We start from the raw sequence: 15,276 nt of genomic DNA, 5'->3' as shown, positions 1-15,276 counted from the left end.
TAGAATACAGCCCTTATCCAAATTATATAACGTTTAACTACAAAATTATCCTTTGTAATTTGTCAAGAAGTCAACTAATGTACGTACTCCACTACCAGTACCACCGTTTCCTTTATAATCTCTCGGAGAATCCATCCAAGCTGGACCAGCAATATCAATGTGCACATAAGGGTGCTTAGCGAAGTGCTCTAAGAATTTACCTGCCGTAATAGTACCTGCAAAACGTCCTCCAATATTCTTCATATCTGCTACGTTTGATTTTAATAAATCTTTATAGTCATCCCAGAATGGCAATTGTGCTAAACGTTCGTGAACGTTGTAACCAGACTTAACGATGTCTTGAATAACTTTTTCTTCGTTACCCATAATACAAGAAGCCATATCTCCTGCTACTACTAATGCTGCTCCTGTTAATGTAGCTGCGTCAATAATAACTGCTGGTTCGTATTGGTTAGCATAAGCAATAGCATCCGCTAAAATCATACGTCCTTCTGCATCTGTGTTCAATACTTCAATTGTAGTTCCATCATACATTGTGATAACGTCACCAGGTGCATAAGCATCTCCACCAGGACGGTTATCAGTAGCAGGAATTAATCCAATTACGTGAACGTTTACTTCGTTTAATGCCGCAGCATAAATAGTACCTGCCATACAAGCAGCCCCACCCATATCACTCTTCATTGAGTCCATAGATCCCGCTGTTGGTTTTAAACTTAAACCTCCTGTATCATATACAACACCTTTACCAACTAATACGATTGGTTTTTTGTTGATTGGGTTAGCAGGTTTGTACTCCATTACTGTAAATGTTGGTTGCTCAATAGAACCTCTGTTTACAGCTAATAAACCTCCCATTTTCAACTCTTCAATTTCTTTGCGCTCTAAAACTTTTACAGAAAAATTAGCTTCTTTTCCTAACAATTCAATCTCTTTCGATAATTGTGTTGCAGTTAAAAAGTTTACCGGCTCATTTACCATTGTACGTGCCCAGTAAACAGCTTTGATTGTATTGTTTAAGTCAGCGATTTGCTTTGCAGTGAAATCTCCTTTTACCTCAACATTAGTTAAAGCATATTTCATTTCTTCTGCTTCCTTGAAGTATTTCAAGAATTGGTAGTTAGACAACATAAACCCTTCAGTCAATGCTAAAGTAGCTTCACCGTTACCAACGATGCTTAAGTTATCTGCTTTTTTATCTAATTGTTTGCGGATATTAAATCCTGCTAAACGCATTTTTTCTAAATCTGTATTCTCTTTTACGAAGAAGAAATATTGACTTCCTACTTTAGCGAAGTCCTCTTCTTTTTTGCTTTCTTCAAAGCTTTTTACGAAGTCATTTAAAAACTCAGGAACAACTACAGCTCCTTTATTGTCTTTACTTAAAACGAAAACTACATTTCCGTTTGTCTTAACGTCATTTACAAGTTGTATCATCTTTGTGTATTTATATTATTGCAAATATACATTTTTTTAGACTCAACTAAAAAAACACTATACTTGAGTTTCAGAAAAGCTTTCCAACACCACCAAAAGCCACCATACAATAGGTACACTTTCAACCCAAAAAAGGGTGTATATCTTCGTTCTCTCTCTTGAAGCATACCAAATAAAGAAAAGAGTTAGCAACACAATAGCAAGATTATTCCAAGCTTGGATAGGTTGATAACCTACTTTGAAAAATTCGATTACATAAAAGGGAATTAACAATAATGTCAACATCCATTTGGTATTGACAACCCCTAAAGTTTGAGGTAATGTTTTTAATTTATTATCGTCAAATTGCAAGTCCACTATCTCGAAAATTCCTATTAATATCAGCGCCAAGATAAAGCGTTGTGCAAACTTAATTCCAATGTCCCAACTCAATTCCAATCCTGCATTAACAATCGGAACTATCAAAGTAACTGTTGCCCAACAAAGGCAAACTATATAAACTTTTAACCCTGCCCAATTGCGGAGGTTCGGTATTTTATCATTGATAGGAATAGCGTAAAAAACAGATAGTAATAGGAGACTAACCGTTACTAATTGTGCCTTTAAATTAAGCAAGAAAAAACAGATTGTACCTACAACTAATGCTAATAAACTAACAGCAACTATCGTCTTGAATTTACGAGATAAGCTATATCTATGACGATATACAAAATCGGCATATTTAATAAAGTTGTATGAAAAAAGTGTTCCTGTGAACGCCATAGCAGAAACAACACCATCAAATGGCAAACGACAAAAGTAAAAGGTCATTTGTACCAGAGCGAAAACTGCAACCGATACGTGAATACTTCCATTTAAATAAAAATCAATTCCCTTGTTCTTCATCAAATCCATAAGTATTCTGAAATAATTATCAAATAGTATTATAAGTTTTCAAAATTAAAAGTAATATTCGACAAAATGTCAGATTAATGGTTATTTTTGTGTGCTTAACACAACTAATATTTAATTGTCCAAATGAAAACAAACGCATTTGCTTTAAGACACATTGGTCCTCGTCCTGAGGACTTAGCACAAATGTTTAAGACTGTAAAGGTTGAAAACATCGAGCAACTGATTGACGAAACGTTTCCAAACGCTATTCGTTTAAAAGAAGATTTAAATCTTGCTCCAGCAATGAACGAATATGAATACTTATCACATATTCAAGCATTGGGTAACAAAAATAAAATATTCCGCTCTTTTATCGGTTTAGGATACAACGAGGCTGTAGTACCTGCAGCTATTATTCGTAATGTATTTGAAAACCCAGGATGGTATACTGCGTACACGCCGTATCAAGCTGAGGTGGCACAAGGTCGTTTAGAGGCTTTGTTAAACTTCCAGACAACTGTAATAGAATTAACAGGAATGGAGATTGCTAACGCTTCTCTTTTAGACGAGGCAACTTCTGCTGCTGAAGCTATGATCTTGTTATTTGACGTTAGAACAAGAGATCAAAAGAAAAACAACGTTGTTAAGTTCTTCGTTTCTGAAGAGATTTTACCTCAAACTTTATCTGTATTACAAACAAGAGCAACACCTTTTGGAGTTGAATTAGTTGTTGGTAATCACCAAGAGTTTGACTTCTCTGAAGAATTCTTTGGAGCAATGTTACAATACCCTGGAAAACACGGTATCGTAAATGACTACGCTGATTTTATTCACACTGCAAAATCTAAAGACATCAAAGTAGCTGTAGCTGCTGATATCTTATCTTTAGTTTCTTTAACTCCTCCAGGAGAAATGGGAGCTGACGTTGTAGTAGGTACTACACAACGTTTCGGTATTCCATTAGGATATGGAGGTCCTCACGCTGCTTATTTCGCTACTAAAGAAGAATACAAACGTAGTATGCCAGGACGTATTATTGGTGTTTCTAAAGACGCTGATGGTAATACAGCTTTACGTATGGCTCTTCAAACTCGTGAGCAACACATCAAACGTGAGAAAGCTACTTCTAACATTTGTACTGCTCAAGTATTGTTAGCTGTAATGGCAAGTTTCTACGCTGTGTACCACGGACCAAAAGGATTGCAAGCAATCGCTAACGGTGTACACGCAAAAGCGGTTACTTTAGCTGCAAGCTTAGAGAAATTAGGAGTTGAACAAACAAATGCTGCTTTCTTTGATACAATCACTGTAAAAGCTGATGCTGAAAAAGTAAAAGCAATTGCTCTTGAAAATCAAATTAACTTCAATTATATCGATGCTAACACAATCTCTATTTCTTTAAACGAAACTGTAGAATTAAAAGACATCAACACAATCGTAGCTATTTTTGCTAAGGCTGTAGGTAAAGATGCTTTTGAAGTTGTTGCATTAGACGAAACTACTGTTAAATACCCAGCTAAATTAAAACGTACTTCTACGTTCTTACAACACGCTGCTTTTAATAGCTACCACTCTGAAACAGAATTAATGCGTTATATCAAAAAACTTGAGCGTAAAGATTTAGCATTGAATCACTCAATGATTTCTTTAGGTTCTTGTACAATGAAATTAAACGCGGCTGCTGAGATGTTGCCTTTAAGTAACCCACAATGGAATAATGTTCACCCATTCGTTCCTGCTGATCAAGCACAAGGGTACTTAGAAATGTTGAAAGACCTTGAAGATAAATTAAGTGTTATTACTGGTTTTGCTGGTACAACATTACAACCAAACTCAGGAGCACAAGGAGAGTACGCTGGTCTTATGACTATCCGTGCTTACCACCACGCAAGAGGAGATTTCCAAAGAGATATCGCTTTAATCCCTGCTTCTGCTCACGGTACTAACCCTGCTTCTGCTGCTATGGCTGGAATGAAAGTTGTAGTTACTAAAACTACTCCTGAAGGAAATATTGACGTTGCAGACTTGAAAGCTAAAGCTGAACAATACAAAGACAACTTGTCTTGTTTAATGGTTACTTATCCTTCTACACACGGAGTTTACGAATCTGCTATTATGGAGATTACTCAAATCATCCACGATAATGGAGGACAAGTGTATATGGATGGTGCTAATATGAACGCACAGGTTGCTATTACAAACCCAGCAAATATTGGTGCTGACGTTTGTCACTTAAACTTACACAAAACATTTGCTATTCCTCACGGAGGTGGTGGACCTGGTGTAGGACCAATCTGTGTTGCAGAACACTTAGTTGAGTTCTTACCTTCTAACCCAATAGTAAAAGTAGGTGGTAAAAATGCTATCACTTCTATTTCTGCTGCTCCTTATGGTTCTGCATTAGTATGTTTAATCTCTTATGGTTACATCGCGATGTTAGGAACAGACGGATTGAAGAAAGTTACACAACAAGCAATCTTAAATGCTAACTACCTTAAAACTCGTTTAGAAGAGCATTATTCTATTCTATACACTGGTGAAAAAGGTCGTGCTGCACACGAAATGATTCTTGATGTACGTGAGTTTAAAGACAAAGGAATTGAAGTTACTGATATTGCTAAACGTTTAATCGACTACGGATTCCACGCTCCAACGGTATCTTTCCCTGTTGCTGGTACATTGATGATTGAACCAACAGAAAGTGAAAGCTTAGAAGAGCTTGACCGTTTCTGTGATGCAATGATCTCTATCCGTAAAGAAATTGAGAATGCTACTATTGAAAACCCAGTGAATGAGTTGAAAAACTCTCCTCATACATTAGCTTTATTAACTGCTGATAATTGGGATTTACCATACTCAAGACAAAAAGCGGCTTATCCACTACCTTATGTAGCTGAAAACAAATTATGGCCTTCTGTACGTCGTATTGACGATGCATACGGAGATAGAAACTTAGTTTGTTCTTGTGCTCCTATTGAAGTATATATGGAAAACTAATCCTAACGGATTTATAGATATGAAAAAGCACCATCTGATGATGGTGCTTTTTTTATGCTCAATAGAGATTTTTTACTCTTCTATAATATAATTTCTGATGTGATGTTCTTTAGCAAACTCTCGTTGTAAATCTTTCAACTTAATCGCATCGTGATTTAATTCCATAGACAGCTCTTCTAACTTCGTATAATAGTGTTGCATATCGCTATTAGTTAAACTATCTGCTTTTGCGCTCATTTCTAAGTAAACATCTAATGTTGCATCACTTCCTCTCATATAAGAGATCAAAGCGTCTCTCATTGGCTTTACATCCTCCTCTAAGTCCATTGCCAAGTACTCTTCAATTGAATTGGCAATATATTCTTTAGCTTCTGTTGCTCTTCCTTTGATTACAACAAAATCTGATGGCTTTTCTATTCTGCTTTCTATGTTGTAAACAGCTTCCATTTTAGAAATAGTAGAGTTCCACTTTGAAACACTTAAATTCAAATCAGCTTCTCTATTCTTACAAGAAGTTAATAAGAACAAACCTGCAAATAGACCTATTATAATTTTCTTCATATCTACGTATATTTAAACACAAAAGTATCTCATTTGTTTATCGTAAACAAAACTCCCCTTATGATGTAAAAATATTACTTCTACTAAAAACATAAAACTTCATAGTTTAATGCTTGTGTTTTTTCTTCTCCTAAGATAGTATTCAAATAAGTTACATTCTTATTTTCTTTAGTAACTACGTGATAATCATCTTGTATGATTCGCTTTAATTGTTCTAAGTGAAAACTGCTATTGTATTGCTTTTTATACACTATAATACAACTACTATATTTTAAGCTACTAACAGCATTGTTAATAACTTTTATCAACAATTCAAACATCGTATAATCAGTTGTAAAACAACTCTCATCGACATTAAAAATAACGACTCCTGATTGTCTTAAAACCAAACTAAACTCTTCTATCCCAGTAAAATCAATACATTCAAGAGATAGCTCACTTGTTGAGTGTTCACTTGCATAAGCATTGATAAGTTCTTTTGCTTTGTTAGTAACTGCTTTATACTTATTAACATTAAACACCTTTATACTAACAGCTTGTTCACAGTTATCAACATACTTATCAACAGTATTGTTAATAACTTTAAGCAACTGTTGATGAACACAAATAGAATAAATTCCCGCCAATGAACTAAAATCTACTATTGAAATTCCTCCGTTCGAATTGTCTATTTCATTCGCTAAAAATAGTTCTACTCGATTACAAATTGTTTGGTATCCGTAATATGATTCCTCTCCTTGTAATAAATAAAACAAATCAACTTTTGCCTCTTCAGTTATAGAAAATCCCTCTTCATCATATCCCGTATTAAAATCAGTACGACCATACGCTAACACATTGTTTTGTATATAAAAAGCTGGTCTATTATAAATCCGATTATCAGTGTATATTCCCTTTTCTTTTAAAGGCAAGACAACTTCACTCTTAAACAACGTATCAAAAACAGGACAACTTTGCACCTCATCATTTATAGTACTTTGTACGCTATCAATTGTTTCTTGTAAAAGAAGCTCCTGAATAGTATTTTCTACAAAGCCTCCTTTTTCTCTGATGAACTCAATCAACTTATAATAGACATCGTTTTGACTCAATATTCCCGCATTACCAATTAAAAAGATTTGTTCTTTTGCACGGGTTAAAGCTACGTTCAACTTACGATCTACTGTTTTATCTTCATTCAAGTTTACAACACTTTCTAATTGAGATAAATTATTTACTGCAAACGAATAAATAATTATATCGCGTTGCCCTCCTTGAAATCGTTCTACTGTATCTACTGTTATTAAATCAAACCCTGGAATACCTGCTTCCTCCAATTTGTTCTTAATTAAGGCTATTTGATTTTTAAACGGAGCTATTATCCCAATTCTACTGCTTACATCAAATGATTGCTCATTGTATGCATAAATCTCAATTAATCGCTGAATAATATGTACAACCAAATCTGCCTCTCCGTCCTTAACCTTTCCTGATTGATCAAATTGTTCTTCTTCACTATTGAAAAACAAGAGGCGTTTATTTGCAAGAGCAGTATCTAATTGTCTATTACAATCCCCAGGGACATTTAAGGATAATTCACGCACTTGACGAGCTAAACTATTCTTTGCTCCTTCTGATAAATTAGTTAAGTGATAGGCTTCTTTCAATTGTCCATCATAGAAATTGATATTTGGAAATAAAGCGATGTCTTGGTGCATTCGACCTTGATAAGTCAACGTATCACAAGCATAATCAAACCCATTGTCTTTACAATAATTAAATAATCTTTCAAACAACGAATTTCGTCTATCTCCCAGCCCCATATCTTGTAACAAGACATTATTCGTTTTTGAACTTACCTCATCTTGAACAACAATTGCTGGCAACTGCTTATGATCGCCAATCATTATAAATCGCTTACACTTGTGCAACATTCCGATAATCTGTGGTTCTAATATCTGAGAAGCCTCATCAATTATCAAGGTATCAAATCGCTTTAAATTAAACACGTCATCTTTACTTGACATAGAAGCTACAGTAGAAACAAATATCCTATTACTACTTATTATTTTTGCTAAACTACCACGAGTAAACTTCTCCTCGTCTAATGCAAGTTGTTGGCGTTTCTCTATAATAATATTGTCCAACAAACAATTATGAAAACTACTATTACAAGAGAGTGAACTCCCTATTCTGATAAACTTATAGTTGTTTGTTGAGGTAATATCACTTAGTGCTTCATTAATAGTTTCACACAACTCATCGACTGCCTTATTAGTATAAGCAAGCAGTAAAATATTTTGATTGCTATTCACGTATAACTCCCTCACCAACTCTTTGATGATATGAGACGTTTTTCCAGTACCAGGAGGTCCGTTCAAAACAAAGTAATCCTCTGTACTCAATGCATTATTTAAAATGCGGTTTTGTTCAACAGACAATGTTTGTTTATTAAAACCATAAGACACACCTAAAGCAGGAGGTAATTGTGTTAGCATCACCTGACGATGTTTAGCTGGAGCATTCATAAATGAATACATTCCCTTATACATACTGGTAAAGGAACTATCCATAAAATCCCGTTCCAGTGCCCAATACTTAAATTGTTTGAAATAAGCAATACTGCGTTGCATATGTCTAAACACAACCACTACTGTATCCTTCGTAATCTTTCTAATAGAACATTTGAATATCTGATGAGAAACAGCAATGTCTTTCTCTGTTTCTCTGGGGTATAAAACACATATATCCCCTTCTCTAAAATTCACAAAATCATCTGTAATTGTTCGGTTAAAAACAATCAATTTCTCATCTGTAGATATGCGATTTTCTTTTATTTCTAAGTCAAATAAAATACTATATTTCTCAATTTTATCGTCTAAATCGTCTAACCATAAACTGGCTAAACCATTATTCCCTTCATAATTCCCAATGCCAAGTTTACTAATATATTGTTCTCTTGCAATAAAGCTCACAAAGGAATAGAAGTAAGTCAATTCTAACTCACTCGCATTGTGTAATGGCTTTAAAAATGCATTGAACTGCTTAGTAAGTATATCTTTAAACTTACCGTTTATTGGATTGCTAATTAGCCTTTCCGGATTAACCTTACCAATTAAATTTTGTATAGCTTCTAAATCGTCTGACTTTAAGATCTGCTCGTTTAAGATAATTTGATTGCGAACATTACATATCTCTTGCACACGAGCCAGAGTAATATGGTCTGTACGAAGATTGCCATTTGTTGTTTTACTATAAAAAATAAACCCACTTAAATACTGCTCATTTCCTATATCCTGAAAGTTTATGTTATTTACAACAGATAGCATCAGATGATATAGATAGAGCTGCACAGAGTGATTCGGTTTAACACTAAAGCCATCATCAGGAAATGGAGTACTTCCCGACTTTAACTCTACAATTGTAGTCTTATCATCTTTCGAAGGAATTGTATGCAATACGTCTAAACGCCCTTGTACTCCGTAAACATTGCTCAAAAAACTCGGTTCTAAAGAAATGTTCCCTTGACTTGATATGCCGTATTGTTGAAACTCATTTAAGTAAACACGTTTAATTGTATTAAAATGAGAACGACAGACAAAGGCATATTGTTTAAATTCTTCAGATGAAAAAATATCGCTACACGCAGTATGTTCAAAAGGATAAGTCTCAAAATGCTTTACAAAGATGCTGTCAAATTCAACAGTACGCGCATCCTCAGAACTCACTAATTCATCCATAACAGCATTAGCAAAGTTTCCAATCAGTAAATACTTATTATTGGATATTGGTTCAAACTTCGCTTTTAAAAATAGTAATGGAGAAGTACCAAAATCTTGAAAACACTCGGCAATAGCAGAAACGTCGATTAAATAATCTGGTTCAAGTACCACAATTTTTGGATGGTAAATTTGATGTTCATCAATTCCCACATTAATTAAATAGATAGTGGCGCCAACCCATAAGTGATTACACGTTGTAAAAACATCATTAACATCAAATTCATTTATGCGAACGCGAATATGTTGTTCTGTCGTAGTATTTTCAACCTCACAGATTAAAATATCTGGTTGCTTATGAACAACAACTACTTTAAGCTTATCAACAAAACCACTATACTCCTCTTCTTTTCTCTCTCGTCTTCTCTCTTTTTCAGGGTAAGCAAGTCGATTTAAATCTGGAACTGGTACATTGTAAACTTGAGATACAAACTCATTGATATCTTTCCAATAGGTAGGAAAAAACAAGTCTAATTCTTCTGTACTAACTTCTCGAAGCTCATTGCTAATCATTCGAAACGAATGAATGTTTTTAGAAACTTGGTATTTATTACAGATAAATGATAAACGAGAAAATAGATTGGAAAACTGTAGTACTTCTTTCGCAGTAATATTCTTCGTAATCTTATTTAACAGACTTCTCAACACTTTATACTTAGTTATAATTGAAGTGTCTTTTCCTACGTAAACTTGTAATAACGAAGTAAAAAAAGAAGTTGTTTGTTTATTATCTAACATGCCTATGAAGTAATTCTTGTAATATTTTTCAAAGATAATACAGAAATGATTTATACAATAATTCGTACTTCAATATACGATTAAATCACAGCAACAAAAAAGGGAGAACACTCTTAAAGTTCTCCCTTTACAAAAAATAAATCACCTCTGTATGAATCAAATCACATTCTATATCAAATATAGAAAGTATTTTTCTTTTAAAATATCACGAATCAAACACATTACCTACATAAAACATAACAAATCAATGCAAATCAGTAGTTGTGATTCTAACCGTCTTTTTAATTAAAGAATTAAAACATTTAAAAAAATGACAGCTATCATAATTTGACCTAAAATATGGTCCTACTTTTACATAAGCCAAAGGAAGGTATTATTTTTATTTTACTAAATTAAAAAAAGAGAGGTTAGTCAGCTTCTCTTTTTTTATTTCACTTACTTTACAATCGGCACCTTATTAGATTTTAAAGGCTCTGTGTATAATTTATATCCTTTTGCACTTACTTGATTAAATATCTTCTCTCCTACTAACTGTTCAACATTCTTAGGAATCAAATTATAATTTACATAATATTCAAAACCTCCTTCTACTACTTTCTCTTGTGGGGCATACCAAGCGGGAACCAATTCTTTCACAACTTTAAAGGGAAGTCGTAATTGAATGTGGCTTTTAGGTTTAACTATTACATAATCATTCACAGTCTTACTTTTCACCTTTTCTTGCCATTTTGCTAAAATTGAAGATGAATCAAAACTGGCTCGTCTACTTTTTCAGTAACATTGTAAACTTTTTGTTGTAATAAAAACACCATATTTTCATAAGTACTTCCAATACTCGCACTATATGCTAAGTCTGAAGTATCCCACGGAAACCAATAGGTATCATTTGTATTGTTTAACAAAACAACTGTAACCAAGCTATTATCTTTAACCTTAGAATCTAAAACTATTACTTCAACTTTAGGTTTATTCTGTTGCCCAAACCCCATAATGGAACAAGCAAAAAGAATAACCGAAAAAACTAATCTACTCATAATCAAACCTAATTTATTCACTAACCGTAAAATTACAATTATTTGACCGCATTATTGTCAAAAAACACTCCTTATAGATTAGAATGATTTTAAACAAGGAGCTATATTTGTACTCATAACAACCTTATTTTTCTTATTTATGAAATACTATATCATTCTCTTATTTACTTTTTTACTCTCGTTTGTCTCTACTGCACAAGAACCTATTACCATAGGAACATCCTATACTATTTCATCATCTGTTTTAAAAGAAAATAGAACAATACAAATCTACTTACCGAAATCTTATAACGATAGTACATTAACACCTCAACACTATCCCGTCATCTATTTACTGGATAGTGAATCTAACTTTAACTACTTATCCGCTTATGTTGAAAAACTATCTAAATACCCCTATCCTTCAATTCCTGAGATGATAATTGTAGGAATTGTCAATACAAATAGAACAAGGGATCTAACGCCAACAGCACAAAACACTGCTGCTATGTCCCAAGAACAAAGCAGTAAAATTAAAGGAGACTCTGGAGGAAATAGCTTATTCTTTGATTTCATTGAAACGGAGCTATTTCCATACATCAATACAAATTTTAGAACCGTAGGTTACAATATACTAATAGGACATTCTTTTGGAGGAATAACAGCATTAAATAACCTACTAACGAGAACCTCTATGTTTAATGCTTACATTGTACACGACCCAAGTATTTGGTGGGACAATAAAATTATCTTACAAAACTATCACAACGCTAAAGATTATGACTTTCAAAACAGAAAGTTATTTTTAACTCAAGTAGATGAAAAAGAAAATACAGACCATCTTGCTGAACACTATAATGCTATTAAAGAATTTGATCAATTCGTTACGAATAATCCACCATTAAATCTACAATACGAATACATACAATATGCAGGAGAAGACCACGGCAGTATCCCAATGAAAGGAAATTTAGACGGCTTGCGATATATCTTTGATGGATACAAAATAAACTTTAAACAGCTTAAAACAGATCATCACTTATTAGAGAATTCCTTTAATACTCTAAGCAAAAACATTCACTTTATATTAGTCCCTAATGAGCAATACCTAACAACTATCATAAAATATTTCCAACAAAATAATGAAATTGCAGTCGTTGATTATTTAATTCAATATAAAGAAAAACATTATCCTAAATGTATGATTATTAACAAAAAAGAAAAGTAATAATCATCCTGTATTATTTGTTTTTTAAAACTAAATAAAGAAATAAACTATAAAAAAGCAATAATGGCATACATTTGGTCGTTAATATGCTAAAAAACAAAGCAAATTACTTCATTTTTAAAAATGAAAAACATAAGTTTACTAAGATATTAACCAACAATAACAATATGAATATTAAAATTGTAAGTTCTGGATGCTATATTCCTACTAAAGTAATAGGCAATCAAGACTTTGGTCAGTTTGATTTTAGAGATGAAAATGGTTTACCATTAAAAGATAATAATGAACGCATAGCTAAAAAACTTCAACAAATTACAGGAATTGAAGAGAGACGATATGTACAGGATAATCTAACAACAACTGACATCGGAACAATTGCTGCTCAACGCGCAATTCAAAATGCAAATATCGACCCTGAAACTCTTGACTATATAATCTTTGCACACAACTTTGGAGATATTAAACACGGTACTATTCAATCTGACATTGTACCAAGCTTAGCAGCAAGAGTTAAACACAACTTGAAAATAGCTAATCCAAGTTGCGTAGCTTTTGACGTTTTATTTGGTTGCCCTGGTTGGTTACAAGGAGTAATTCAAGCCTATGCTTTTATGAATGCTGGAATGGCTAAACGTTGTTTAGTAATCGGAGCTGAAACGTTATCAAGAGTTATTGACCTACACGATCGCGACTCTATGATTTACGCTGACGGAGCAGGTGCTACTATCCTTGAGCGTACTCACGATGGTGGAGGTATTTTATCTGTTGAAAGTGCAAGTCATACATTAGAAGAAGCTTTCTTTATTCACTTCGGAAAATCATATAATCCAGATCTTGATAAAGACACAAAGTACATCAAAATGTATGGACGTAAAATATACGAGTTTGCTCTTCTAAATGTTCCTAAAGCAATGAAGAGTTGTGTTGATAAAAGTGGAATTGATATCAAGAGAATTAAAAAGGTTATGATTCACCAAGCGAATGAAAAAATGGATGAAGCCATTGTAAAACGCTTTTACGAATTATACGATATGGAAATGCCAGAATATATTATGCCTATGAATATTCAAAAATTAGGTAATAGTAGTGTAGCTACCCTTCCTACTTTATACGATATGATTATCAATAAAGAAATAGAAAACCACAGCTTTGAAACAGGTGATATAATACTTTTTTCATCTGTAGGAGCTGGAATGAACATTAATGCTTTTACTTATCAAATTTAGAACTACAAGTACCCTAAAATAAACATAGCCCCCGTAGAGTTAAACTTTACGGGGGCTATGTTTTACAATAAAATCACTATTCTTCACTATCAACACTATTCCTATCTACAAAGAAAAAAGTTATTCCTGCTACCAATAATATAGCGTAACAAAAAAATCTAATCCCTTCTCTTGCGAAAACATCAAACAAATCTATCAACAATACTACTGTTGACATAATAATTAATGCTACCATTAATTTACTTAACTTATCCATTTACTTCTCTTTTTTATTATTCTAAACCCTCTCCTTATTGGTTAAAAGAAAGAGCTACACAAAATTTATTTTCTCAATTTCTTTGCCATTTCTTTACTAAACAATGTGTCTTAGTTCGAAAACAACCTTTTGTACCATACAAACAATAAAAAGAACAAATAATCATCTTAACAGCGTCCCATAAATTTGATTTTAGTAATTTTGTCCCCCTAAAATGACAAATCTATTTTGATGAGTGATAAATTACAAACGCTTTCTGATTACTACCGATTTGCAAAAACAAAACAGCACTACTCTTTTATTGTAGAGGAATACCAATCAGGAAAATCTCATTTCAACATCAACAAACGAAAATATTGCAGTTTTCCAACTCCCTATAACAGACGTGACTTCTACAAAATTTGCTTAATCATAGGAACAGGTGAATTAAGATATGGACAACACAAAATCTTTATTGACAAACCTGCTCTATTTCTCCCTTGTCCTACTACTCCTTATGAATGGATTTGCCATAGTACCGAACAAGAAGGCTTTTTTTGTTTGTTTAATCAAGAGTTTTTTAACGAACACAACAGTATTGACGTTTTTAAAAAAACATCTCTTTTCAAAGAATGGAGCAAACCTCTTGTGTTCTTAAATGATGAGGAACTGTTGTTGATAAACACCTATTTCAAACAGATATATGACTCTTCTAATAGCAATTATCCTCTAAAGTTTGAAATCATTAGAAATTTATTAGCACTGATACTTCACCAAGCTTTACAACTTAGTGTTACTGATATTGAAATTTCTGAATCAACAAATGCATCAAGATTGTTTAGACAATTTGATGAGTTACTAAATAATCAATTCCCATTAGACTCGCCTGCTTACCCTTTGCAAATGACTGCCCCTGCTCACTTTGCACAAAAGTTAAATGTGCATATCAACCATTTAAACTCAGCTATAAAAACGGCAACCGGAAGAACAACAACTCAATTAATTAAAGAGAGAATATTAGGTGAAGCGAAGAGTCTTTTGATACACACAAACTGGAATATCAATGAAATTGGTTATACACTTGGTTTTGATCAACCCTCACACTTTAATAACTTTTTTAAAAAACATACAGAAATCACTCCCTTGCAGTTTCGAACAGCACAGAAACACTAATCTTTGATTTTCGTAATTATCCCTTTGACTTTTTTAA

General features: G+C 33.2%; 11 protein-coding genes. 4 read left to right on the top strand and 7 right to left on the bottom strand.

Annotation, left to right across the window (positions count from 1 at the left end):
- Positions 1-45: 45 nt before the first annotated feature.
- Both AABL81_RS02340 and AABL81_RS02335 read right to left on the bottom strand, forming a co-directional pair.
- Positions 46-1,437: a leucyl aminopeptidase family protein gene (locus AABL81_RS02340; protein WP_341340276.1), complete on the bottom strand. Its 1,392-nt coding sequence runs from the start codon at positions 1,435-1,437 to the stop codon at positions 46-48.
- Between the two features lie 57 nt (positions 1,438-1,494).
- Positions 1,495-2,331: a hypothetical protein gene (locus AABL81_RS02335; protein ID WP_341340275.1), complete on the bottom strand. Its 837-nt coding sequence runs from the start codon at positions 2,329-2,331 to the stop codon at positions 1,495-1,497.
- A gap of 123 nt (positions 2,332-2,454) precedes the next feature.
- Between AABL81_RS02335 and gcvP the strand changes: the two genes are divergently transcribed.
- Positions 2,455-5,307, top strand: coding sequence for an aminomethyl-transferring glycine dehydrogenase (gcvP, locus tag AABL81_RS02330; RefSeq protein ID WP_341340274.1), 2,853 nt, complete (start codon positions 2,455-2,457; stop codon positions 5,305-5,307).
- Positions 5,308-5,379: 72 nt separating this feature from the next.
- On the opposite strand, the gene AABL81_RS02325 is transcribed toward gcvP, so the two are convergent.
- From AABL81_RS02325 to AABL81_RS02310, 4 genes are all read right to left on the bottom strand, one after another.
- Positions 5,380-5,868, bottom strand: coding sequence for a hypothetical protein (locus AABL81_RS02325; protein WP_158209418.1), 489 nt, complete (start codon positions 5,866-5,868; stop codon positions 5,380-5,382).
- 83 nt (positions 5,869-5,951) lie between these two features.
- Positions 5,952-10,364, bottom strand: a complete 4,413-nt coding sequence (locus AABL81_RS02320; protein WP_341340273.1) for a DEAD/DEAH box helicase — start codon at positions 10,362-10,364, stop codon at positions 5,952-5,954.
- 435 nt (positions 10,365-10,799) lie between these two features.
- Positions 10,800-11,078 (bottom strand): hypothetical protein, encoded by a 279-nt coding sequence (locus AABL81_RS02315; RefSeq protein ID WP_341340272.1) that lies wholly within the window; start codon positions 11,076-11,078, stop codon positions 10,800-10,802.
- 17 nt (positions 11,079-11,095) lie between these two features.
- Positions 11,096-11,398: a hypothetical protein gene (locus AABL81_RS02310; protein ID WP_341340271.1), complete on the bottom strand. Its 303-nt coding sequence runs from the start codon at positions 11,396-11,398 to the stop codon at positions 11,096-11,098.
- 139 nt (positions 11,399-11,537) lie between these two features.
- On the opposite strand from AABL81_RS02310, the gene AABL81_RS02305 reads away from it, so the two are divergent.
- Together AABL81_RS02305 and AABL81_RS02300 are read left to right on the top strand one after the other, a co-directional pair.
- Entirely contained in the window at positions 11,538-12,605 is a 1,068-nt protein-coding gene (locus AABL81_RS02305; protein ID WP_341340270.1) for an alpha/beta hydrolase, read from the top strand.
- 167 nt (positions 12,606-12,772) lie between these two features.
- Positions 12,773-13,831 carry a 3-oxoacyl-ACP synthase III family protein gene (locus AABL81_RS02300; RefSeq protein ID WP_341340269.1) on the top strand — a complete coding sequence of 353 codons (1,059 nt, stop codon included), beginning with the start codon at positions 12,773-12,775 and terminating at the stop codon, positions 13,829-13,831.
- Positions 13,832-13,907: 76 nt separating this feature from the next.
- Here AABL81_RS02300 and AABL81_RS02295 read toward each other — a convergent pair whose 3' ends face one another.
- Positions 13,908-14,087: a hypothetical protein gene (locus AABL81_RS02295; RefSeq protein ID WP_158209423.1), complete on the bottom strand. Its 180-nt coding sequence runs from the start codon at positions 14,085-14,087 to the stop codon at positions 13,908-13,910.
- A gap of 231 nt (positions 14,088-14,318) precedes the next feature.
- Between AABL81_RS02295 and AABL81_RS02290 the strand changes: the two genes are divergently transcribed.
- On the top strand, positions 14,319-15,239 hold the full coding sequence (locus AABL81_RS02290; protein ID WP_341340268.1) for a helix-turn-helix domain-containing protein: 921 nt from the start codon (positions 14,319-14,321) through the stop codon (positions 15,237-15,239).
- Positions 15,240-15,276 lie beyond the last annotated feature (37 nt).

This window comes from Myroides sp. C1519, from assembly GCF_038039755.1.
Lineage (GTDB): Bacteria > Bacteroidota > Bacteroidia > Flavobacteriales > Flavobacteriaceae > Flavobacterium > Flavobacterium phaeum_A.
Note: the sequence above shows the minus strand (reverse complement) of the source record. Positions and strands in the feature narration are given on the sequence as shown.